This window comes from Pseudarthrobacter xylosi (assembly GCF_055412765.1).
In genome coordinates, this window is record NZ_JBVAYT010000005.1 from 302028 (window position 1) to 323681 (window position 21654).

The 21654-nt window shown below is 66.7% G+C and carries 26 protein-coding genes; 8 read left to right on the forward strand and 18 right to left on the reverse strand.

Going from position 1 to position 21654, the window contains the following annotated elements; all coding sequences use genetic code 11:
* Window positions 1-2 precede the first annotated feature (2 nt).
* Window positions 3-776 (forward strand): DUF6390 family protein, encoded by a 774-nt coding sequence (locus ACZY1F_RS13465; RefSeq protein ID WP_463942150.1) that lies wholly within the window; start codon window positions 3-5, stop codon window positions 774-776.
* A gap of 75 nt (window positions 777-851) precedes the next feature.
* Here ACZY1F_RS13465 and ACZY1F_RS13470 read toward each other — a convergent pair whose 3' ends face one another.
* The 12 genes from ACZY1F_RS13470 to ACZY1F_RS13525 are packed head-to-tail and all read right to left on the reverse strand — an operon-like array spanning window position 852 to window position 10134.
* Window positions 852-1220, reverse strand: coding sequence for a hypothetical protein (locus ACZY1F_RS13470; protein ID WP_185262507.1), 369 nt, complete (start codon window positions 1218-1220; stop codon window positions 852-854).
* Window positions 1189-1512: a HypC/HybG/HupF family hydrogenase formation chaperone gene (locus tag ACZY1F_RS13475; protein WP_463942151.1), complete on the reverse strand. Its 324-nt coding sequence runs from the start codon at window positions 1510-1512 to the stop codon at window positions 1189-1191. Before ACZY1F_RS13475 ends, ACZY1F_RS13470 begins: the two co-directional genes overlap by 32 nt.
* A 12-nt stretch (window positions 1513-1524) precedes the next feature.
* A complete protein-coding gene (locus tag ACZY1F_RS13480; protein WP_463942152.1) occupies window positions 1525-2016 on the reverse strand; it encodes a hydrogenase maturation protease in 492 nt (163 codons plus the stop codon).
* A 7-nt stretch (window positions 2017-2023) separates the two neighbouring features.
* Window positions 2024-2143, reverse strand: coding sequence for a DUF6893 family small protein (locus ACZY1F_RS13485; RefSeq protein ID WP_463942154.1), 120 nt, complete (start codon window positions 2141-2143; stop codon window positions 2024-2026).
* Window positions 2140-3582 (reverse strand): hypothetical protein, encoded by a 1443-nt coding sequence (locus tag ACZY1F_RS13490; protein WP_463942155.1) that lies wholly within the window; start codon window positions 3580-3582, stop codon window positions 2140-2142. The genes ACZY1F_RS13485 and ACZY1F_RS13490 overlap by 4 nt, the downstream gene beginning before the upstream one ends.
* The gene (locus ACZY1F_RS13495; protein WP_463942157.1) at window positions 3579-4277 is read right to left on the reverse strand and encodes a DUF6084 family protein; all 699 of its coding nucleotides are present in this window, start codon (window positions 4275-4277) and stop codon (window positions 3579-3581) included. The genes ACZY1F_RS13490 and ACZY1F_RS13495 overlap by 4 nt, the downstream gene beginning before the upstream one ends.
* Window positions 4274-4945 (reverse strand): DUF5947 family protein, encoded by a 672-nt coding sequence (locus tag ACZY1F_RS13500; RefSeq protein WP_463942159.1) that lies wholly within the window; start codon window positions 4943-4945, stop codon window positions 4274-4276. The genes ACZY1F_RS13495 and ACZY1F_RS13500 overlap by 4 nt, the downstream gene beginning before the upstream one ends.
* A 1-nt stretch (window position 4946) precedes the next feature.
* On the reverse strand, window positions 4947-5912 hold the full coding sequence (locus ACZY1F_RS13505) for a NifU family protein (protein WP_463942160.1): 966 nt from the start codon (window positions 5910-5912) through the stop codon (window positions 4947-4949).
* 6 nt (window positions 5913-5918) lie between these two features.
* Window positions 5919-7712 carry a nickel-dependent hydrogenase large subunit gene (locus tag ACZY1F_RS13510; RefSeq protein WP_463942162.1) on the reverse strand — a complete coding sequence of 598 codons (1794 nt, stop codon included), beginning with the start codon at window positions 7710-7712 and terminating at the stop codon, window positions 5919-5921.
* Window positions 7713-7740: 28 nt separating this feature from the next.
* Entirely contained in the window at window positions 7741-8799 is a 1059-nt protein-coding gene (locus ACZY1F_RS13515) for an NADH-quinone oxidoreductase subunit B family protein (RefSeq protein ID WP_463942164.1), read from the reverse strand.
* 32 nt (window positions 8800-8831) lie between these two features.
* Window positions 8832-9800 (reverse strand): hydrogenase nickel incorporation protein HypB, encoded by a 969-nt coding sequence (gene hypB / locus ACZY1F_RS13520; RefSeq protein ID WP_463942166.1) that lies wholly within the window; start codon window positions 9798-9800, stop codon window positions 8832-8834.
* 4 nt (window positions 9801-9804) lie between these two features.
* Window positions 9805-10134, reverse strand: coding sequence for a hydrogenase maturation nickel metallochaperone HypA/HybF (locus ACZY1F_RS13525; protein ID WP_463942167.1), 330 nt, complete (start codon window positions 10132-10134; stop codon window positions 9805-9807).
* Window positions 10135-10273: 139 nt separating this feature from the next.
* Between ACZY1F_RS13525 and ACZY1F_RS13530 the strand changes: the two genes are divergently transcribed.
* Both ACZY1F_RS13530 and ACZY1F_RS13535 read left to right on the forward strand, forming a co-directional pair.
* Window positions 10274-11500 (forward strand): HoxN/HupN/NixA family nickel/cobalt transporter, encoded by a 1227-nt coding sequence (locus tag ACZY1F_RS13530; RefSeq protein WP_463942169.1) that lies wholly within the window; start codon window positions 10274-10276, stop codon window positions 11498-11500.
* Window positions 11501-11592: 92 nt separating this feature from the next.
* Complete coding sequence (locus tag ACZY1F_RS13535; RefSeq protein WP_463942171.1) at window positions 11593-11898, forward strand: hypothetical protein; 306 nt, start codon at window positions 11593-11595, stop codon at window positions 11896-11898.
* A gap of 58 nt (window positions 11899-11956) precedes the next feature.
* Here the strand turns inward: ACZY1F_RS13535 and ACZY1F_RS13540 are convergent, their stop codons facing one another.
* A complete protein-coding gene (locus ACZY1F_RS13540) occupies window positions 11957-12574 on the reverse strand; it encodes a DedA family protein (protein ID WP_463942173.1) in 618 nt (205 codons plus the stop codon).
* A gap of 89 nt (window positions 12575-12663) precedes the next feature.
* The gene (locus tag ACZY1F_RS13545; protein WP_463942175.1) at window positions 12664-13353 is read right to left on the reverse strand and encodes a hypothetical protein; all 690 of its coding nucleotides are present in this window, start codon (window positions 13351-13353) and stop codon (window positions 12664-12666) included.
* An 88-nt stretch (window positions 13354-13441) separates the two neighbouring features.
* On the opposite strand from ACZY1F_RS13545, the gene ACZY1F_RS13550 reads away from it, so the two are divergent.
* Window positions 13442-13975, forward strand: a complete 534-nt coding sequence (locus ACZY1F_RS13550; RefSeq protein WP_463942176.1) for an O-acetyl-ADP-ribose deacetylase — start codon at window positions 13442-13444, stop codon at window positions 13973-13975.
* Here ACZY1F_RS13550 and ACZY1F_RS13555 read toward each other — a convergent pair.
* Window positions 13960-14970 (reverse strand): RluA family pseudouridine synthase, encoded by a 1011-nt coding sequence (locus ACZY1F_RS13555; RefSeq protein WP_463942271.1) that lies wholly within the window; start codon window positions 14968-14970, stop codon window positions 13960-13962. The genes ACZY1F_RS13550 and ACZY1F_RS13555 overlap by 16 nt on opposite strands.
* A 231-nt stretch (window positions 14971-15201) precedes the next feature.
* Between ACZY1F_RS13555 and ACZY1F_RS13560 the strand changes: the two genes are divergently transcribed.
* Window positions 15202-15849: a helix-turn-helix domain-containing protein gene (locus ACZY1F_RS13560; protein WP_463942178.1), complete on the forward strand. Its 648-nt coding sequence runs from the start codon at window positions 15202-15204 to the stop codon at window positions 15847-15849.
* A complete protein-coding gene (locus ACZY1F_RS13565) occupies window positions 15842-16534 on the forward strand; it encodes an SRPBCC family protein (RefSeq protein ID WP_463942180.1) in 693 nt (230 codons plus the stop codon). The genes ACZY1F_RS13560 and ACZY1F_RS13565 overlap by 8 nt, the downstream gene beginning before the upstream one ends.
* 85 nt (window positions 16535-16619) lie before the next feature.
* On the opposite strand, the gene ACZY1F_RS13570 is transcribed toward ACZY1F_RS13565, so the two are convergent.
* Together ACZY1F_RS13570 and ACZY1F_RS13575 are read right to left on the reverse strand one after the other, a co-directional pair.
* Entirely contained in the window at window positions 16620-17603 is a 984-nt protein-coding gene (locus tag ACZY1F_RS13570) for an IS3 family transposase (protein WP_463942182.1), read from the reverse strand.
* Between the two features lie 555 nt (window positions 17604-18158).
* A complete protein-coding gene (locus ACZY1F_RS13575; protein ID WP_463942184.1) occupies window positions 18159-18734 on the reverse strand; it encodes a TetR-like C-terminal domain-containing protein in 576 nt (191 codons plus the stop codon).
* 79 nt (window positions 18735-18813) lie between these two features.
* On the opposite strand from ACZY1F_RS13575, the gene ACZY1F_RS13580 reads away from it, so the two are divergent.
* Complete coding sequence (locus ACZY1F_RS13580) at window positions 18814-19317, forward strand: DUF4188 domain-containing protein (protein WP_463942185.1); 504 nt, start codon at window positions 18814-18816, stop codon at window positions 19315-19317.
* Window positions 19318-19336: 19 nt separating this feature from the next.
* On the opposite strand, the gene yczR is transcribed toward ACZY1F_RS13580, so the two are convergent.
* A complete protein-coding gene (yczR, locus tag ACZY1F_RS13585; RefSeq protein ID WP_463942187.1) occupies window positions 19337-20875 on the reverse strand; it encodes a MocR-like transcription factor YczR in 1539 nt (512 codons plus the stop codon).
* 61 nt (window positions 20876-20936) lie between these two features.
* On the opposite strand from yczR, the gene yczE reads away from it, so the two are divergent.
* A complete protein-coding gene (yczE, locus tag ACZY1F_RS13590) occupies window positions 20937-21653 on the forward strand; it encodes a membrane protein YczE (RefSeq protein ID WP_463942188.1) in 717 nt (238 codons plus the stop codon).
* Window position 21654: the final 1 nt, after the last annotated feature.

The window sequence follows — 21654 nt, forward strand, 5'->3', positions numbered from 1 at the left end:
CGATGGTTATCGACGGTGCCCAGATGTTTGTGCGGTATGCCTACCCGCCCAATTCCCGAGGCAGCTGCGGGCCTCCGGACAGCGATGCCCTGCTCCATTACGGCCAGTCCGGAGTCACGGACCAGGGCCTGCGGGAACTCGCGAAGGGCTTTGCCGGTGCTTTTCCATACCTGGAACTGATTGCCGGGGCCCATGGCATCCACGATCCGCTCGACGCCCGTGTGGTGGAAGCGTACTGGGTGGGAAACAGCCTCCTGGATACCGTGGGCGTCAGCACCATGGGCAACTCGATGGAAGACCGGTTCCGGGCACGGACCGGCCGCCAGTTCCCGCACCTCGTGGAAGGCGTCCTGGCCGGCGGTGTCCCGCACCACAGCTTCCACGTCTTCGAGATCTATCCCTGGTTGGGTCTGCTGCGCGATGACCGCCGGTATGCCACTGCGCTGAACGTCCTGGACCGCTGTCGGATCCGGTGGGGCGAGGTGCTGGCCATCACGGGCGACGAAGCCGTGGTGAAGTCGAGTCCCCTGACGTGGGACGGCACATCCCTGGCTGTCGGCGAACCCGTGGTGGAGACCGCGAAGTATGCCGTGAACGGAACCGGCTTTATTGCCGGGCTCGCGGCCGGAGATGTGGTCTCGCTCCATTGGGACTGGGTCTGTGACCGGCTGATGCCGCACCAGCTGCAGCAACTGAAGCTCTTCACCGGCAGGCACCTCAAGATCGCCAACAGCGGCGTGGAGCATCGCGGCGCAGCTATCGCCCTCGAACGCTAAAGACTCAAACGATAAAGGGTGGAACGCTAAGCCCTCAAGCACTGCGACCTCGACCAACAGCCTTGGTACCCGGGCCTAGGGCGCCTGCGGTGCCGCGGTGTCGGGGTCCTCCGGAGGTTCGACGCCGGTCGAATCGCGGGGTGAGGATTCGCCGGTGGGACGCTCCACCGGGCCCGCGTCCGTGCCGGTATCTTCGCGGCCAGCCTCTTTGCCTTCTTCCTTGATCACGTCTTCACCACGCCTCGTGGTGCTCTCGCCCACCCCTTCCGGCGCCATGGCCGCGTCCTCGGGGGTTTCATCAGAACCCGGCTGCGCGGGCTCCTTCAAGGGCGGCTCGCTGCCCCAGGCCCGCGCTGTCCCGGGCGAGGTCCCTTGCTCCTCGCCAGTTCCTTCGGAGCCGCGTGGTTCGGAGTCACGTGGTTCGGACGGATTCATCGGTGTCATGGTGTTCTCCTTCTTGCTGGTTATCAGTCGGAGGCGGCATGTTGTCGTCGCCGGGTAGCCGTGGCCGGCCCATCAGTTCCAGGCCGCTCATCGCCTGTTCGGCGCCCGCAGGATCCACCCGCTCAAGCGCGAAGCCCATGTGGATCAGAACCCAACTGCCCGGGGGCAGCGGGCCGTCGTCCAGGAGCCCGATGTTGATCTTGCGCTGCACCCCGGCCACGTCCACCAGGGCGAGCTGGTTGCCGTAGCCATCGATCGGGCCGATGACCTGGCCGGGGATTCCGAGGCACATGGTTGGTCCGCCTTAAGTCTGTTTGGTGGTGTACTGGCTCAGGAGATCGACGACGGCGGCCATCGCCGCCGGGATGGCGGCGGACACGGGCGGTGTCAGCCCGATGCCGTCGGTGACGTCGGCCGGAACGCAGCCCACCACATAGGTCACGGGGGCCTCGCCGCCCAGCGACCGGAGCTTGCCCAGGACGGCGGCAGGGTCCATGCCGTGCGGGTCCAAGGTGGCGCCGGCGTCGAGATCCTCGCTGCGGATCCGGAGTACGCGGAGGCTGCCGGGGGCTTCGTTGTGTTCCGTCCCGCGCTCCGGCGGCACGGCATCCACAAGCACCAGCACGTCCACTCCGGCCAGGAGATCATAGGCCAGGTGCATGCCGCGGATACCGTAGTCAGCCACCTCGACGCCGGGCGGCAGGTCCCCCTCCGAGGCCAGCCGGCGGGCGACTTCCGGGCCGAAGCCGTCGTCCCGCAGGAACATGTTGCCCACGCCTGCCACCAGCACAGTCATGCCGGGCTCACATCCGCCGAGCCTTCAGGTAGCGCTGGACGTCGGGAACCGACCGGATCCCCACGTAGACGGCGCCGAGTGCCAACGCCGCCAGAAACGCCACGGTGGCCCTTCCTATGATTCTCATGGCGGGCTTTCCTTTCCATCCTGCCCCAGGGGCTCGAGCTCTTCCGGTGAGTAGTAGAAGGAGCGGCCGTAGCCCTCGTGGAGGTCTGCGGCGGGGTCCTGGTCGAGGACCAGGCCCACGTGGGTGCTGCCGTCAACATCGAAGTGGACGTTGGTGACGCGGCCCGTTTGACCGGCGAAGAACAGGTCCTGGGCGTCGGCCCGCCTGCTCGGATTCACCCGGACCCGGCTGCCCCGGGCCACGGGAACCCCGTTAATGAGGACGGCATCCAAATGCGGCTGGACCAGGGCTTCGGCTTCGGGTGTCCACCACGCGGCTTCCTCGCCGCTGCGTCCGGGTGAGGGTTCCGGGCCGTCCAGGGCGACGTCCATGGCAGCACCGTCCAGGGCATGCGGATTGCGCAGGATGCCGTGCAGCTGCTGCAGGTCCGCCGGGGACATGGCCTCGCATCGGTCGATGATGGCCGCCGCCCGTGGATCCGTGGCCCGGGCTTCGGCCTTCTCCTCCTCGGTGAGGGTCAGTACGCGAAGGGTGAGGATCTCGTCGATTTCTGTGGAGTCGTACAGCGCCACCGAGCTTTCCGGCGCGACGGCGGGGTGGTCGTAGAGGATGATCGGGGATGCCAGCAGCACGTCACACTGCCCTTCCGGACCGGCCAGGACGGGCCAGCATCGGTGCTGCCGACAGGCGGCCGCAGCGGCCTGGGCGCTCGGTGGCGGATCCAGCAGGGAGACAAAATCGCCGTCCTGGAGGTTCAGGAGCAGGTGCGTGCCAATGAAGGACTCCGCGATGGCATCCTGTCGTGTCCAGGCATCCGTCCAGCCATCCGCCACACCTGACGCAGGGGCCGCCGCCGTGTTCGCGGCCCTATTGGCAACGCCGGCGCGCAGCCTGACCAGTGGCCCGCCGGCAGGCGAAGCTGCCAGCCTTACCTCGCCCTGCAGCGAACGACGACGGCGGACCAGCCGTCCAGCCAGCCGCCCCGAGGCGTCACGGAGTTCCTCGGTGTCCTCCCCGCCGGGAACCGCCACGGGCAGGACCGTTTCCCGCCCTACAAGCCCGGCGACGGCGAACGGCCCGAGCGTGACTTCCCGCTCCACTGCCTCGTCCCAGCTCAGCCAGCGGGCGGCACCGACCGTAAGCTCATCAACCGCCGTGAACCCGCCGTCGTCGTCCGTTTTCTCGGCGGTCCGGCTCTGGAGCTGCAGGAAGCGCACATGGATTTCGATGGCGGCCTGCGGGCCGGGGGTGAGCAGGCAGTCCGCGAACATGTCCGGCTCTTCGCCGGTCCCGGCCGCGGCGGCGCCCGGCGGGCCGAGGATGCCGAACTGCCACCGGGCCTGGTTCTTCTGCGACGACGCGCGGTATGGGTAGAGCAGGTAGCCCTCGTAGAGGACGGCATCCGCGACGGCGCGGGCCAGGCTCAGGCTCATATTCATAGCAGTGCCTCTCCTGACAGTGCTGCCGGGGAAGCTGCTGCGGGGGATGCCGCTGCTGGGGACAATACTGCGGCGTCCGCCAGCAGGCTCTCCAGGGTGGCGTCCCACGAGGTCAGGCCGCGGGCGGCCTTGTAATGCGACAGTGCGGCGAGTACCTCCCGGTCCAGGCGGAGCCAGCCGGTGTTGGGGAAGTACTGGTCCATCAGCCGGCGCCAGGCGTCCACGGGAAGGCGGTAGGAGGCTTCGAGGTCCCAGGGCACCTGCTCCACGCCGAAGCCGGCCTCGCCCCGGGTAAAGACCGTGCCGGAGAACAGCAGTTCCAGTGGGACGATTCCGTCCCGCAGGGAGTGCAGGTACTTGGCGGCGGACACGTCGAAGTCAAAGGTGCAGGGCAGCGGCAGCCGGACCTCGGTTTCCCCGGTGAATCCCTGGACCATGGTGCTGCACTGCAGCCAGAGGAAGGACTTCAGCGTGGTGGGCCACCGGCTGCGCTCGCCGAACAGGTCCAGCAGGCCGGCTTCTTCCCCAGGGGTGTAGCCGCGGCGCTGGGGCAGGATCCGGACCTGGCTGCGCAGGGCGATGGCGTGAACTGCGGCGCCGGTGGATTCGGTCACCCGCAGCGTCGCCGTGAGCTGGGGTGCCGCCGCGTAGGGCTCCGGCTGGATGTCCAGGACCTCGAATGCCAGGGCAATCACTGGGGGCCTCCGGGGGCTGATTCCCGGGTGGCTTCGTGGACCGGCCTGCTCCGGCTGCTGACTTTTTCGAAGAAAGCGGTGAGCTGGTCGCGTGCCTCCTGGCCGCCGTCGAACCCCCGCCAAAGCCGCCGCAGGTGGCCCACCAGTTCATAGCAGGAGTCCACGGGCACCAGGTGGCAATCGGCCAGGGGACGGTCCACGCCGGGGCCCCGGATCAGGAGGGCTTCGGTGTCGGGGGCGGCTATGGACAAGGCGGAATTCCGCGCCATCACGGCATCCCAGGCGTCCAGGGGCAGCTCGGATTCGGTGGCGCCGGCAGGGCCCGGATAGAACGCCACCGTGCGCTCCATCCTGGAACTGCGGAAGAAGAATGCCAGTCCCACGGGGATCTCCAGCTCGTCCCACTGGCCGGGGCCAAGCTCGAAATCGGGGAAGGACAGGTACCGGTCCGGCACCGACCGATACCTGAGATGGGCGCTGCTGTCCGTAAAGAGCAGGTAGCACGGCCGGCACGTGCACATCATGGCGTGGCTGTCCAGGTCAACCACGTGCTGGTGTTCGGCCGCGATGGGCTCCCCGCACATTTCACAGCGCTCGCCGGCGGGCGCTGCCGGCGGCGCGGCAGCAATCCGCCGTAGCAGCGCAATGGGCAGGCCGGGCCCCTCCACGTCAGCCGCCCTTCCCCGCGGCAACGGGCACGGCCACGGACATCACGCCGCTGCGCACAAGCAGCGGCAGCGGGTCCAGGTGCAGGCTGCGGTCCTCAAGGCAGGAGCCGGCCTGGCGGACATCGAAGTGGGAACGGCACACGGGGCAGCGGAGCAAGCCGCCGCCGGCGGGGGCGGCCAGGGCGCGCTGCAAGGCGGCACCCGCCATTGACCCGTCGCAGCGCGGGCAGTGGTCCCGGTAGGCGTAGACGTCCTGCCCGGTGCGGCAGGCCAGGAGCGAATAGCCGCCCACCTGGAACCCGGCCACGTCGCCGGGTTCCAGGTCTGCGACGCCAGGCACTGGCTCCCAGGACCCGTCCGGCTGGTCCTGCCAGCCTGCGCCTGTGCTGGTCTTGGAGTCCGCGTGGTTCATCCGGACCAGCAGGGAGTCCAGGGGGATAAAGGCGGGGGTGGCGGCGTGCTTTTCCGCCTCCACCACTTCGATGGCCGTGACCTCCGGGGCTGCCGTTTCAATCGCCTCTTCGACGGCGAACTTCAACGTGACGGACGACGACGGGCACCCCTGGCAGGTGCCGAGCAGCTTCAACCGCACGACGCCCTCCGGGCTGATGTCCAGCAGCTCCACGTCCCCGCCATGGGAGCCCAGGTACGGCCGGACGCTGTCCAGGGCGCCAGCCACCCTCGTCTCCATCGATTCGGGATGCAGGCCGTGGATGATCAGCAGACCGGACACCAGCTCGTCCGAGGCGAGCGCTGCCAGCGTCCCGTCGTCGAGCTTTCCCTGCTCATCGAGGATTTCCAGTATGCGTTCCAGCCCTGAACCGTACATGTCGGTGACCTGGCGGACCAGGTCTTCGGCGCGGCCGCGGGCCACCGCCCCGCCGGCGCCGAGGGCGTCGAGGAGCGTACCTATGCGTTCTCCGGGCCTCAGTTCGCTGGTCTGCAGCTGCCGGTCCGCGCCGGGCATGGCAGGTTACTCGCCGGTCAGGGTCTGGGTGGGCGAGTGCAGCATTTCCAGGGTCTGGCCGTTGCCGAGGTACATGTGGACGCCACACGGGAGGCACGGGTCGAAGCTCCGGACGGTCCGCATGATGTCGATCCCCTTGAAATGCTCGCGGTCGTTCTCCTCGAAGATCGGCTGGCCCTGCACCGCATCCTCGTAGGGGCCGGGGGTCCCGGACGAGTCTGTGGGGCTGGCGTTCCACGGAGTGGGCGGGTACGGGTGGTAGTTGGCGATCTTGCCGTCCCGGATCACCATGTGGTGTGAGAGGACGCCGCGGACCGCTTCGGTGAAGCCGCAGCTGATGGCCTCGTCAGGAACGGTGAAGGTCTCCCAGGTCTTGGTCCGGCCGGCCCGGATTTCCTCCAGCGCCTTCTCGGCGAAGTGCAGCGCCGCCGCGGCCGCGTAGGCCTGGAAGTAGGTGCGGGCGCGGTTGCGTTCCAGGGTGTTGCTCCACTGCGGGATGTTCCATTCAAAAGAGACAGGACCTTTCAGCGCGGTCTTGGGGAGGTTGATCTGCACGCTACTGCCGGTCGCCTTGATGTAGCCGATGTCCACCAGCCCGGCGAGTGCCGTGGCCCAGAGCCGAGCCAGCGGGCCGCCGCCGGTGTCCAGCGCCAGGTTGTCCTGGCCGTCGAACCAGCGCGGGGACATAACCCAGCTGTACTTCTCCTTCAGGTCCCTCTTCTGCGGCCGCGGATTGGTGTGCTGGTTCCAGGGGTGGCGGCGGTCCACCGGGTTGCCCAGTGGATCGTGGGTCACGAACATCTCCTGGTCTTCCCAGTCCTCGTAATACGAGGAGCCCAGCATGATCCGGATGCCCAGGTTGATCCGCACCAGATCCGTGGTGACCAGCTTGCCGTCCACCACCACGCCCGGCGTGACGAACATCTTCCGGCCCCACTGGGTCATGTCCTTGTATTCGAAGTTGCAGTGGTCCGGATCCTGGAGGGAGCCCCAGCAGCCCAGCAGCGTCCGGCGCAGGCCCACCTGCTCGTAGCCGGGGAGGGCCTCGTAAAAGAAATCGAAAAGGTCGTCGTGCATCGGCACGACCTTTTTCATGAATTCCACGTACCGCATGAGCCGGGTGATGTAGTCGGTCATGAGCTGGATGGTGGCCACGGTCCCCACCCCGCCGGGGTAGAGCGTGGACGGGTGGACGTGGCGGCCTTCCATCAGGCAGAACATCTCGCGGGTTGACCGGCTGACCTGCAGCGCCTCGCGGTAGAACTCCCCGGTGAACGGATTCAGCGAGCGCATGATGTCCGCGATGGTCCGGTAGCCGTGGTCGCCCTCGTGTGGAGCGCGGGTATTTTCTGCCTTGGCCAGGACTCCGGGATTGGTCTCGGAGACCATCTTTTCGCAGTAGTCAACGCCCACCAGGTTTTCCTGGAAGATGTTGTGGTCAAACATGTACTCGGCGGCCTCGCCCAGGTTGACGATCCACTCACCGAGGTTCGGTGGCTTCACGCCGTAGGCCATGTTCTGCGCATAGCAGGAACACGTGGCGTGGTTGTCGCCGCAGATCCCGCAGATGCGGCTGGTGATGAAGTGGGCGTCCCTGGGGTCCTTGCCCTTCATGAAGATGGAGTAGCCGCGGAAAATCGAGGACGTGCTCTTGCACTCCACCACCTGGTTGTTCGCGAAATCGATCTTGGTGTAGATGCCCAGGCTGCCCACAATCCTGGTGATGGGATCCCAGGCCATCTCCACCAGGTTGCTGTTGTCCGTTCCGCTCCCGGACGGCATAGGAATCGTTGAGGTCATGTTCTTCACCTGTCTGGAAAAGGGGGACTTACCAGGTGCGCTTTGCGCCGGTCAGCAGTTCAGTGCCGGGCCGGCGCCACTTGGGCTCCTGGTTCAGCGTGTGGGTGGTGATGCCGCGCAGCGCCCTGATGGCCGCGCCGTAAGGGCGGATGGTGCTGGTTGAGAGCTTGCCGCCGGGTGGCTCGTCCATAAACGGCATGAACTTGTCCGGGAAGCCCGGCATGGTGCAGCCGATGCAGATGCCGCCAACGTTGGGGCAGCCGCCGATCCCGTTCATCCACCCGCGCTTGGGCACGTTGCACTTGACCACCGGACCCCAGCAGCCAAGCTTGACGATGCACTTGGGGGAGCCGTACTCGGTGGCGAAGTCGCCCTGCTCGTAGTAGCCCGCCCGGTCACAGCCTTCGTGCACTGTCTTGCCGAACAGCCACGTGGGCCGCAGCGCATCATCCAGCGGGATCATCGGGGCCTGTCCGGTGGCCTGGTACAGCAGGTAGGTCATGGTTTCAGAGAGGTTGTCCGGTTGGATGGGGCATCCGGGCACGCAGACGATCGGGATGCCGGCCTTGGACTTCCAGTCATAGCCCAGGTAGTCGGGGACGCCCATGGCGCCTGTGGGGTTTCCCGCCATCGCATGGATGCCGCCGTACGTGGCACAGGTGCCAGCGGCGATGATGGCCGTGGCTTTGGGCGCCAGCCGGTCCAGCCACTCGCTGGTGGTGATGGGCTGGCCGGTGGCAAGGTCGTTGCCGAACCCGCACCAGTAGCCGCCTGGGTCGTGGAGCTTCTCGTTCGGGATGGACCCTTCAACCACCAGGACGAACGGCTCGAGCTCGCCGCGGTCCGCCTTGCGGAACCACTCCAGGAAATCGTCGGCTCCCTCCTGCGGGCCGCATTCGAAATCGATCAGGGGCCAGTGCATGGCGATGCGGGGCAGGCCAGGCAGGGCACCGAGCGCGATCTCCTCCACGCTGGGCTGGGTAGCCGCTGTCAGGGCGACGGAATCGCCGTCGCAGCTCAGCCCTGCGTTGATCCAGAGCACGTGAATCAGGGTTTCTTCGGCCCTGAGGGAAGTTTCGGTAGGCATTGGTGCCTCTTTCCGCGGCCCGTACGGGGGGCTCAGTGTGCGTCTGTCAGGGACTCTTCCAGAGACCCTGTCAAAGACCCTGCGCGGGTCTCTGTCCGGGAGGAGCGGCCGTCCAGCCAGTCATACCAGGCGGTGATGCCGTCGCCGGTAGTGGCCGAGAGGACCAGGAATTGTGCGTGCGCGTTCAGGCGACGGATGCGGCGAACGCATTCGTCGACGTCGAACTCGACGTAGGGGAGCAGGTCCGACTTGTTGATGATCACCAAGTCAGCCGCCATGAACATATGCGGGTACTTCTGCGGTTTGTCATCACCTTCCGTCACTGAGACGACTACTACTTTCGCTGCTTCGCCCAGGTCAAACAGTGCGGGGCAGACGAGGTTTCCCACGTTCTCGATGAAAACGGTTGATCCCATTTCCGGATCGAGCGCGTCGAGTCCGCGGCGGAGCATATCGGCATCCAGGTGGCAGCCCGCTCCTGTATTGATCTGCACCACGGGCCGGCCGGCTTTGCGGATGCGCTCGGCGTCGAGGGAGGTTTCCTGGTCCCCTTCAATAACGCCGGCCTGCAGCCGGGCGCCCAGTTCCGTGAGCGTGCGCACCAGGAGCGTGGTCTTGCCGGAGCCGGGGGAGCTCATCATGTTCAGCGCCCTGACCTTCCGCCCGGCGAGCCAACCGCGGTTCCGTTCCGCGAGGACGTCGTTCTTGGCCAGCAGGTTCTGTTCCAGCGGGATGAGTTCCGGGGTATTGGCTTGGGTGTGGCTGTGACCGTCGGTGTGGGGGTGCACGTGGCCGTGGTCGTGAGGGTGGCTGTGCGTGTGCCCGTTGTGGGTGTGCCCGTTATGCGTGTGCGAATGCCCAGGTTCGTGGGAATGCTCATGTGCCTGGGCCCCCGGCGCTTCCTGGCCCGGCACGTCCTGGTCCGGCGCTTCCTGGCCCGGCACTTCCAGGGAGTACACCCGGGGGGCAGCTTCATCGCCGCAGCCGCACGTCGCGCACATTTCGCTATGCCACCTCCACCGAAACGAGGTTGAGTTCCCGCCCGCTGACTACTGCGACGTCGGCACTGCCACAGGGACACAAAAGGAACATGTCCGTCATCGCGAAGTCAGTTCCGCACTCGCGGCAATGCCCACGGGCCTGCGGCTCGTCGATCAGCAGCCGCGCCCCTGCCAGGGTGGTACCCGCTGAAGCCACATCAAAACAAAAACGGAGGGCGTCCGGCAGCACACCCGATAACGGTCCGATCCGAAGGTTGACACCCGTGACTGCCCGGCCGCCGGTCTTGTCCAAAACCGCGTCAATCAGGCTTTGTGCGATTGAGAGTTCGTGCATGGGTACTGCCCCCTCTCTGCCAAGATAGGCTGGTCCAGGCTATAAATCAACCTCAAAATTTGACAGCTGCGCATTCGTCGGGTAGAGGCGTATAGTCATCCCAGTATTCTGCAGTGACGCGGAAGCCGGAGGCTCGGCAATGCAGCAACCGGAAGCGGGCGGCAACACGCCGCCGCAGCCCACGACCGTACGGTCCGGGTACGCACTGACCGGCCGGGAACGGGCATCGATCGGTGGCATGGCGGCCGTTGTGTTGCTCCTGCATGCTGTGGGCTGGGGCGTGCTGCTGGCCGTTGTGGCAGCAGAAAACCTCCCGGCGGGCTCCTCCGGCGTTTTCGGCATTGGCCTCGGCGTTGCCGCCTACACGCTGGGGCTGCGCCACGCATTCGACGCGGACCACATCGCCGCCATCGACAACACCACCCGGAAACTCTCAGGCGGCGGCCACGCTGGTAGGGGCCACACAGGCGACGGCCACCCAGGCGACAGGCAGCCGGGCAACGGGGAAGCCGGCAACGGGCAAGCCCGCCTGGCGCACAGGCCCGTGACTGTGGGCTTCTGGTTCTCCCTGGGCCACTCAAGCGTCGTTTTTGGCCTGTGCGCTTTGCTGGCGGCCGGAATCCGTAGCCTGACGGACCAGGGCGGGGTGGTTACGGGCGAAACCGAGGCGGGCCTGCAGATCTTCGGAACGGCAGTCTCGGGCGTCTTCCTGTACCTCATCGGCGTCCTGAACCTGGTGATCCTCCTGGAGGTGCTCCGGTCGGCGCGGCGGCTGCGGTCCAGCCAGGACAACGGCGCCGGACTGGGTAACGAGCCGGCCCCCGGTGGCCTGATGACGCGGCTCTTCGGCCGGTTGACCGGACTGATCACCAAGCCCCGGCAGATGTATGGCGTGGGACTGTTGTTCGGCTTGGGCTTTGATACCGCGACGGAGGTGAGCCTCCTGATCCTGGCTGCCGGGGCTGCCACCTCGGCGCTGCCGTGGTACGCGATCCTTACGCTGCCGGTCCTCTTCGCGGCGGGCATGAGCCTGCTGGACTCACTGGACGGCTGCTTTATGACTTTCGCCTACCGCTGGGCGCTTTCCCGGCCCGTCCGCAGGATCTACTACAACGTGGTGGTCACCGGGCTGTCCGTGGCCGTTGCGCTGGGTGTCGGCTCCGTGCAGTTGATTTCCCTCCTGGTGGACAGCGCCGGGATCCGGTCCGGGCCGCTGGCTGTGATCGGCGGACTCGACCTGGCCGCCGTCGGCTATACAACCGCGGCGTTGTTCATCTTCACCTGGCTCCTTGCCTTGGGCGTGTGGCGTTTCGGCCATATCGAAGAGCGCTGGTCAGTGCCCGTCCGGGAGAGCGGCCGCGAGTAGCGCAAGCTGGGTTGCCGGACCGGCAGTAGGACCGGCGGCGGGACCAGCGGAGGACCAACCAAGCCACCGGGGGCCGGGATAGGGTTGAAGGCATGCCTTCGTTCCAGACCCGCCTGAAAATCACCGGCCTGAAACCTGGCAACCCGCCGGAAGCAGTGATGGCCGCCGCCGTGGAGGCCTTGGAGACCCGTCACCATGTGGAATCCAACCAGATCGAACTAGCTGCCGGCGTCCCCCAACTGAACCTCCGCTTCCTCGTGGAGGCGACCGAATACAACGATGAGAACCAGCAGGCGCGCGAATCGGCAGCGATGATGCGCGACGCCGTCGAACGCGTTGCGCTCACCGGCTCACTGATGGTGCTCCGCCGCAACCGCGGCCGTTGGGCGCCTGTCTAAGCTGGTGGTCGAGCTTGTCGGGACCCGATTTCGACAGGCTCACCCACCGGCGACACGCTCACTCGCCGGGGGCGGGCTCGTCCACGGGTGAGCGGGTGCCACGCCGGCGGGTGACAATGATGCCGACGACGACGCCGATCACCAGGCCCAGCACCACACCGATCAGCGAACTGGCCCAGAACGGCAGCTTGGTTGCCGATCCCGTGAAGTAGCCCAGGCCCACCAGCCAGCTGGCCCAGAGGACCGCGCCGAGGCCGGCGCACAGGCTGAAACCCCGGGCGGAGACGTCGGCGACGCCGGAAGCGGCCGACGTCGCCAGCCGCCCGCCGGGGATGAAGCGGGCGCCGATGATGGTCCCGTAGGTGGAGGAGCGGCCGGCCTTGGCGATGGCCGCATGGATGCCGGTATGGACCTTCCGGCCCCAGCGCCACCGGTCCAGAATGTGGCTCAGCCGGCGTTTGAAGAGCTGGAACACCACCATGTCGCCGACCCAGGACGCCACCGCGGACAGTGCCCCCACCAGGAAGACGTTGGCCCGGCCGTCGGCCGAGAGTGCGCCGCCGGTGATCACCACCATCTCTGACGGGATGGGCGGGAAGATGGCATCGCCGAGGACCACGGGGATGATCCAGAAGTAGATCGCCGCCCCCCAGCTGTCGGCGTCGCCAAAGTCCATGGCCACAAAGTACCGCACTTTTGCGCGGCAGCACGGCCAGGGCTGGCCGGCGGCACAGACTTACCAGGCGGTGGTTTTCAGTGAGTGCCTCAGTAGCCGGCGCCGATCTTCCGGCGGCGCGGCCGCGGGGCTCCTCCGCGATCCTCCCCGGTAACTTTCCTGGAAACGTGGCTGAGGTGCCGCGCCGCGAGGAAGTACCAGTACGGCCACGCGACCCACGCGGTGGCGCCCACGGCGATTCCGGCCCCGCCGATGCCCCAGCGGATCCAGGCCGGCGCCGGTTCCAGAGCCGTTAGTGCCGCCAAGGGCAGCGCCACCACCAAGGCGCCTCCGATGAACTGTCCCAGCTTCGCGAGATCCTGTGGATAGCCGCCCGACTTGAGCAGCGCCCGGTGGGCGAGCAGGAACCAGCCGGCCTGGACCACCATTGCCCCCACCGAGATGCCGGTAGACACATTGAAATCGAGCTTCTTCGCAACGAGGAGGAACGAGCTTGCCGAACCTGCGGCGCTGGCCGCGATCACCAGCCATTTGGCTGCCTCGGAGCCGGGTGTGCGGCGCACGCGCCGGTGGACCTGGACGATCACCGGGATGATCACCAGCTGGAAGACGCCGCCGGTGGCATCGTTGATGGTGCCGAAGACATAGGGGCCGTTCTTTGGCACCTCGATGGCGAACATGGCGCCCAGTGTGGCCACGCCCACTGCGCCTATGCCCGCGGCCGCGTAGGCAAACTTGGCCGCTGTACGGTCTCCGGGGATTTCGATGAATGTGTCCACGATGGTCCTCACCTTTGCGCGAGCCCCTCTCACAGGATATTCCTGCTCCGGCCTGTCATCCAGAAGGTCCCGGTGGGAAACTGGCGGCATGCGGATCACCATCCTCCAAGGCGATATCACCACCCGCACCGTTGACGCGATCGTGAACGCGGCCAACTCCTCGCTTCTGGGCGGCGGCGGCGTGGACGGGGCCATCCATCGCGCTGCCGGGCCGGAACTGCTGGCGGCCTGCCGCGAACTCCGCGAAACGGTCTTGCCGCACGGACTGGCGCAGGGGGCCGCCGTCGCCACTCCCGGATTCCGGCTCCCGGCGCGCTGGGTCATCCACACCGTAGGTCCCAACCGGCACGCCGGACAGACCAACCCGGCACTGCTGGTCTCCTGCTTCAGCGAAAGCCTGCGGCTCGCGGATTCGCTGGGCGCGGCTTCCATCGCCCTCCCCGCGGTGGGCGGGGGCGTCTACGGCTGGAACGGGCGCCAGGTGGCGGACGCCGCGCACGACGCCGTCACGGGGTTTGGTGCCTCGCATCCGGCCAGCGCGCTCGAGTTGGTGGAAATGGTGCTGTTCGGCCCCGAGATGGAGCAGGCCTTCAGGACCGTGTTTGATCAGCGCGGTGTTTGAGCGGCCTCGCTGAGGTGCAGCCCGCTGCGGTACTCCACCGGCTTTTTGCTGATGGGGTCCACAAAACGGATGCCGCGGGCCAGAAGCTGCAGCGGCTTGGAGTAGTCGTCCGGGGCCTTGTCCAGGAGATCCGGGTAAAATGCGTCATTCACGATGCCCAGCCCCAGCGAGGCCATGTGCACCCTCAGCTGGTGCGTCTTTCCGGAGTGGGGCTCCAGCCGGTACCGTGCCAGGCGCGGCGTACTACCTTGGCCCGGGTCGGTGCCCCGGGCTCGGGTACCAGCTCCGCCGGTGCCGGCGGCACCCGCGGAAGTGCCGCCGTCGAACGTTTCCAACCGTTCGATCCGGGTCTCAGCGTTCGGCTCGCCCTCGATGACTTCGGCCAGCAGGTAGCTGCGGGATTTGGTCATCCGGTTCCGGACCACCACGGGGAAGTTGACGGCGGAGTGGCCGGCGGCGGGTTCCGCGGCGGACACGCACTCGTATTCCTTCTGCACCTGCCGCTTCTCGAAGAGCACCTGGTAATTTCCGCGGGTTTCCGGGTTAGTGGACAGCAGCAGCACGCCGGCGGTCATCCGGTCCAGGCGGTGCATGGGGATCAGGTCCGGGAGGTTGAGTTGGTTCCGGAGCCGGACCAGGGCCGATTCCTGGATGTAGGTGCCGCCGGGGGTGGTGGGCAGGAAGTGCGGCTTGTCCACCACGAGGAGGTGGTCGTCCTGGTGCAGGATGCTGATTTCCACCGGGATGCGGGTCTCCGGCGGCAATGAGCGGTAGTACCAGATGAAGGTGTGGTCCTCGAGCCGAGTGGCCCGGTCCAAGGCGACGCCGCCCTCGCCCACGATCTCGCCGGCGTCGAACCTGTCCTCGATGCCCTGCGGATCGATGTGGCCCCAGCGGTGCATCATGTAGTCCATCGCGGTGGTCCACGGCCCCTCGTCCGGAAGGCGCAGGCGGGTGGCATTGACGCCGTCGCGCACGGGGAGGGGGGATTGCATCACGGGTCCATTCTACTTTGCCGGCTCCTGCGGCTCCGCCCTGCGCCCGGGTCTATCGCGTGCGCCCGTTTAGACGGTTCCCTGCCCACTCGACGTTCAGCGCCACCTGGTCTGCAGGGAACCGTCGTATCGGAGCGCCAGTGTCCGGGCGGACATGTCGCCGGAACGGTCCCGCGACCGACGGATAAAAAGTTCTTGACAATAAAAGTTGTCGGTTGGCATGATGGACACATGTTGGACATCGAAGTGATCGAGGACCCGGCCGCGGCGGAAGCGTCGCTGGACCCGATCCGGACGCGCATTCTCCAGGAGCTCTCCGAACCGGGGTCGGCCACGCAGCTTGCCGCAAAGGTGGGCCTGCCGCGGCAGAAGGTCAACTACCACCTCAAGGCCCTTGAGCGGCACGGGCTGGTGGAACTCGTGGAGGAGCGGCGCAAGGGGAACGTCACCGAGCGCGTCCTCCAGGCAACGGCGGCCTCATACCTGATTTCGCCGGTGGCCCTCGCGTCTGTGGCGCCGGATCCGCACCGGTTCTCGGACCGCTTCTCGGCCTTCTGGCTGCTGGCGCTCGCCGGTCGAATGGTTCAGGAGGTGGGCAAGCTGATCGCCGGTGCCGCAGCGGCCAAGCAGAAGCTGGCCACATTCGCGATCGACGGCGAAATCACCTTCCGCAGCGCAGCGGACAGGGCCGCGTTTGCCGAGGAGCTCGGCGTTGCCGTGACCCGCCTGGTGGACAAATATCACGACGGCGGCACGGTCGCCGGGCCGAGCGGCACTCCCGCGAGTGGCGCGCGGAAGCACCGGCTCGTCGTCGCCCTTCATCCCGTTTTCAAAACCCCCATCAAAACCCTTTCAGCGAAGGAACAGGACAATGACTGACAACCGTGAATTTGAGATCGTCTACGACACCGAACTGCCCGGCACGCCCGAGCGCGTCTGGGAAGCCGTGACCAGTGGAACGCCGGCGTGGATGTTCCCCACGGACCAGTGGCCGGACGTCAAGACCGTGCAGGAGCGCCCAACCCATCTCGTCTCCCGGATGGACGGCCCCGATGGCTGGTTCAACCAGCTGGAACACGTCCTGGAACCCCTCGACGGCGGCCGCGCCCGGCTGCACTACGTGCACAGCGGGATATTCGCCGACAACTGGGACGAGCAGTACGACGGCGCCAGCAAGCACACCGAGTTCTACCTGCACACCCTGGGCCAGTACCTGCAGCATTTCGATGGCAAGCCGGTGGTGTTCACGGACATCCAGTCACCCGCGGCCTCGCAGACCCCGGACGGTTTTGAACGCCTGAAGAAGGCGATGGGCGTGGACTCCGCCGCGCAGGGTTCCGCTGTTGAGCTGGAGCTCGACGGCGTGGGGCGGCTGTCCGGGGAAGTGGACTTCTCCAACGAGCATTTCCTGGGTCTGCGGACCTCGGATGCGCTGTACCGGTTCTTCGGCCGCAATGCCTTTGGTGCTCCGGTGGGTATGACGGTCCACGATTTCAGCGGCACGGGGGACTCTTCAGCGACCGCCGAGGCCTGGGGTGGCTTCCTCGAAAAGGTCTACGCGTAGAGGTTCCTGGGGCCGGCTGCGTTCTCAACTGGCAAAACACTAATCGACTCGCAAAATACCTGACGCGGTGGAAATTCGGAACTTGTCAACCTCCTTGAGACAGTCTCGCGATTCTGTTGGCTCGTTTCTGCGGGTTGTTGATCCAGCTTTCGGTGTGGATTGTGTGGGCCTGGGGGCGTTGGTGATGCCGGTGTGGGTGTGCGGCCCAAGCCGCGTCCAGGGCTGCTTGGCGCCGCTTTTGCAGCACCGGCCAGGTTCCGTCGTGCACTGATTCTGGGGTGTAGTAGCCGATCCCGGAGTGCCGGTGTTCGTTGTTGTAGCTGTTGATGAAGCCGGCGGTCCAGTCCCGGGCGTGCTCTATGTCGGCGAACTGCCGCGGGTAGTCAAGGACGTACTTCATCGTCTTGAACTGTGCTTCCGAGAACGGATTGTCGTTCGAGACCCGGGGCCTGGAATGTGACTGGATTATCCCTACTTTGGTCAGGAACCTGTTCATGTCCGTGCTGGTCATGGCCGAACCCCGATCAGCGTGCAGGACCTCAGGTTTGGCTTGTTCGCGGGCGAGGGCATCGGTGATCATATCGATGGCTTCGAGCGTCCCTTCGCTGGGCTCAAGTCTCCATCCCACGACGTAGCGGCTGAACACATCCAAGATGACGTACAGGCGGAAGTTGCGGCCGCGGTCAACGGAGCGCAACACGGTGATGTCCCATGACCACACCTGGTTCGGACGGGATGCGCACAGCTCCGGGATCGTCGATGGCTTGTGGGTGGCCAAGGCCCGGCGGTCACCGTTGAGTTTCCTTGCCCTTGCCAGACGGTGCCAGGACGACTCCGAGGCAATATAGACGCCCTGGTCCAGGGCGCGGTAGAACACTTGGGACACGCTCAGATCGGCGTACTCCTCATCGATCAGGAACGCCTCGATACGAGTACGCTCCTGATCCGTGAGGGTCGCCGGCTGAGGGCGTTCCTTCTGCGGGACCGGCGCTTTCCTCAACGGTGGCGGAGCGCAGTGGCGGTATCGCGTGGCCCTGGAGATTCCCATCAGCCGGCACGCGGCCACCACGGTCAATCCGTCGGAGACGAGTCCTTCGACTGCTCTTTCTCGGATAGCGTCTGCAACGGGACCGGCTCCGCGCTCTCGGCAAGCTTCTCCAAGAGCGCGTGCGCTTTTCCCGCAGACTCCAATGCAGCCTTGAGGATTTCCTGGTCCGCTTGGGCCTTGGCCAACTCCCGGCGCAACCGCACGATCTCGGCGCTTCGGCGTCATTGCTCCAGACCGCGAGGACTTCTTACCAGTGGGAGTCGCGGCAAACTCATCATGATCCCGAGCATATGCCCAGTTCCCGATCGCATTCGCCGAAACCCCAGACTCACGCAACACCGCACCTTTTTGGCCACGCGCGGCAGCCTCATACCTCTCAAGAATCGCAAGCTTCTCCTCGAGTGTGCGCAGCGGGACCTTCCCCGTCGACTTCGTCATTCCTACCCACCTATCGTCAAGACAATGTGTCTCACAACAGGCTGACAGAGAGGGAATTTCGCCCGCGTCAGGTATTTTGCGTGTCACGGGCGGATTAGCGCCTCGAAAGGTCTGCGCGCAGGGGGACGTGTGGCGGCCTCAGGCGGCCCAGCCGCGGGCGACGGCGTCCAGGGCTGAGCCGTAAACCCCGGCCCAGTCCGCGTCCGGCGGGCCAACCTGCGCCAGTTCCAGGCTCACCAGGCCGTGGACCTGGCCCCAGATTGCAACGGCGACCATTTCGGCGGGCGCCTGCAGAACAGTGCCCGCGGACTGGGCGGAAGCCACTGTTTCAATCAGGGGCACCATGGCATCGGCCGCAACGTCCGGGCTGGGCTGGCAATCGATGTAGGCAGCCAGCGCGCCACCGAACATTAGCCGGTAGAGCGCTCGATGTTCCAGCGCCCAGGTGCGGTAGGCCACGCCGAGTTCCCGAAGGCCGCCCGGGGCTGCGGCCATCTGTGAGTCGCGGAATGACCGGAACCCGTCGTCCACGACGGCGGTCAGGAGCTGGGATTTTCCGCCGAACAGTGAGTAGACGGCCGTGGTGGACGTTCGGGCTGCCGCTGCCACATCGCGCAGGTTCACGCGGGCGGGGCCGTCGCGGTCCACCAGGTCAGCCGTGACGGCCAGCAGGTCCTGCCTGAGGGAATCGTTATGCACTACGGGTCTTGCCATGGAGCCCATTGTTTCATAACCTTGTTTCGTAACAGTGTTATGAAACAAGGTTATGAAGCTGGCAACCTGAGGAGTTCCCATGGCGCAGAAGGTATTTCCGGGCCGATACACCGCTGACCCGGGCCGCGAATCAGTGACGGTCTTCCTGATCGGCATGCGGGCGAACCGGTGGTGGAAGGTCGGGACCGTCGGCAAGGTGGCTGCCGCCATGCCGCGGATGCTCCAGCACTTGGCCGCCGACCCCGAAGCAGGAATGCTCGGATTTGAGCAGTGGTTCGGGCGCACCACTATCCTGCTCAGCTACTGGGAGAGCCCCGAGCACCTGCGGAAGTTCGCCGCGGACCGGGAGTCCCCTCACCTGGAGCCGTGGCGTCGATTTATGAAGGAACTCTCCGGGACTGGCGACGTCGGCGTCTGGCACGAGACGTACCAGGTGCCGGCCGACGGGATCGAGGTTGTCTACAACGGGATGCCGGAGTTCGGGCTGGCCAAGGCGACGGCGCATGTTCCGGTCGGGGCCGGGACCAATACGGCCAAGCAGCGGATGGGCCGGGCCGCCGGCCGGGAAGCCGGCGGCGTTTGATCCCGAAAGCGCCCGCGCTTCACGCGATGGCCAGGGCAGGCGCGTCCTTCAGGGTCCGGCGTAGCTGCGGGGCGGCGTCGAGCCTGTCCTGGGCCGACCGCAGTGCGAGGACAGCGGTTTCGAGTTGGTCCGGCGGCAGAGTGAAGGGCACCCGGAGGTAGCGTTCGAAGGCGCCGCCGATGCCGAACCGCGGACCTGCAGCCAGCCGGATGCCAAAATCCGGAGCGATGACGGTCAGTGCAGTGCTTACCGGTGCGGGCAGCCTGCACCAGACGGACAGGCCGCCGGCCGGATGTCCTGTTTCCCATTCCGGGAGGTGTCCGGCAAGGAGCTCCAGAAGTGCGGCGCGGTTGTCCCGGAGGGCGCTGAGCCGTGCGGGAAGCGGCTCGTCGAGGGCGCGGACCAGGTGGGCTGCCGCCAGCTGTTCCATAAGTGGTCCGCCCAGATCCAGGGACGTCCGGGCCGCCGCGAACCGCTGGATCATGGCTTCGGACGCGCGGATCCAGCCCGTCCGAAGGCCGGCCCAGTGGGATTTGCTGAGCGAGCCGATGGTGACCACGGCGGGACTGAAGGCTGCCACGGGACTGGTTTCGGCGCCGTCGAGGTTCAGCTCGCGGAGGGTCTCATCCACCACCAGGACCGTCCCGGCCGCTGCGGCCGCCCGGACCAGCTGGCGGCGCTGGACGTCGGGCATCAGTTGCCCTGTGGGGTTGTGGAAGTCCGGCACCATGTAGGCCATCCGGGGACGCTGTTGTGTCAAGGCGGACTGCAGTGCGTGCATGTCCCAGGCCAAGGGGGGCAGACCGCCGTCGGCCGTGTCCGTGGTGGCGTCGCGGGCTGTGGTGAATGCCACCGGGATGGGCCGGCAACCGGCCGCGCGGATGGCATCGAGGGCGTTCGGGTAGCTGGGGTGTTCCACGAGCACCTTGTCCTGGCGCCCCGCGACGGCTCGGATGATGATGTTCAGGGCGTGCTGGGCGCCCGAGGTCACCAGGATCTGTTCGGCAGTGGTGGACACGCCGGCGGCCGTATAGCGTGCCGCCACCGCCTCGCGCAGGGGGAGCAGGCCGATGGCGTCGTAGCCGAAGCCCGGCAGGAGCGCGGGAAGTTCGGTGAGGGCGGCCGCGAACGCACGATGGACCACCTCGCCGCTGGCCGGCAGCGATGCGTAGGCGAGGTCGATCAGCCCCTCCGGTGCCGCGAGCCCGGGAGATGTGGTTCCGGGCGTTTGCCCCGCGGTTGTAAGGACCGGGCCCGTGGGCGCAGTGGTACCCAACGGCGTCAGGCGCGGAATCCGGGTCCGGCCCCGGCTGCCTTGCCCGCTGCTGAGGAAACCCTGCCCGCGAAGGTGCCCGTAGGCAGCTGTCACGGTGGTGCGGCTGACGCCCAGTGCCTCAGCAAGTGCCCGCTCGCTGGGCAGTGCCGTGTCCAGGGCCACCCGTCCGTCCAGGACCAGGAGGCGGACGACGTCGGCCAGTTCGCGGTACGCGGGCGCGACACCGAGGTTCCACTCGCCCAGGAGACGGGCCAGCGCGGATGGGTTCAGCGAAGGGGACATGAGGCCAGTATCTCAGACTGGCTATGTAATTCAATGCCAGTTATCTGGCAGGGTTGTCGTTATGTTGACCCGCAGACTCCTCCAGCTCTTTATCGGCCTCGCCATGTACGGCATCTCCCTGGCCATGTTCATCCGTGCCGGACTCGGACTGGATCCGTGGGATGTGTTCCATCAGGGAGTGGCCGGGAGGACCGGGCTGAGCATCGGCGTGGTGGTCATCATTGTGAGTTTCCTGGTGCTGCTGCTCTGGATCCCGCTCCGGCAGTGGCCAGGGTTCGGCACGCTCTGCAACGCCATACTGGTGGGCGTCTTCGCAGACATCGGGCTGGCTTTAATCCCGGCGTTCTCGCATCTGGGCGGCCAGATCGGCATGCTTGCAGGCGCCGTGCTGCTGAACGGCATCGCGTCCGCGTGCTACATCGGCGCGCGGTTCGGTCCGGGTGCCAGGGACGGCCTGATGACCGGGCTGGCTCGGCGCACCGGCTGGTCCGTGCGGGTCTCGCGCACCCTGATCGAAGTTGTGGTGTTGGGAGTGGGCTGGCTGCTGGGCGGTTCCGTGGGCGTGGGCACGGTGGTCTACGCACTAGCCATCGGGCCGCTGGTGCAGCTGCTGCTCCCGCGCTTCATGGTGCCCGCAGCGCTTCCGTCCGAACCTGCCGTCCTCGAACCGGGCACTGCCGACTCAGATGGTGCAGGGCTGGATGATGCCGACTTGGACGGTGGGGACTCGGACGCTGGAGAGCCGGTCGCCGTCGAACCCGGGGCCAGGACTTCCTAGG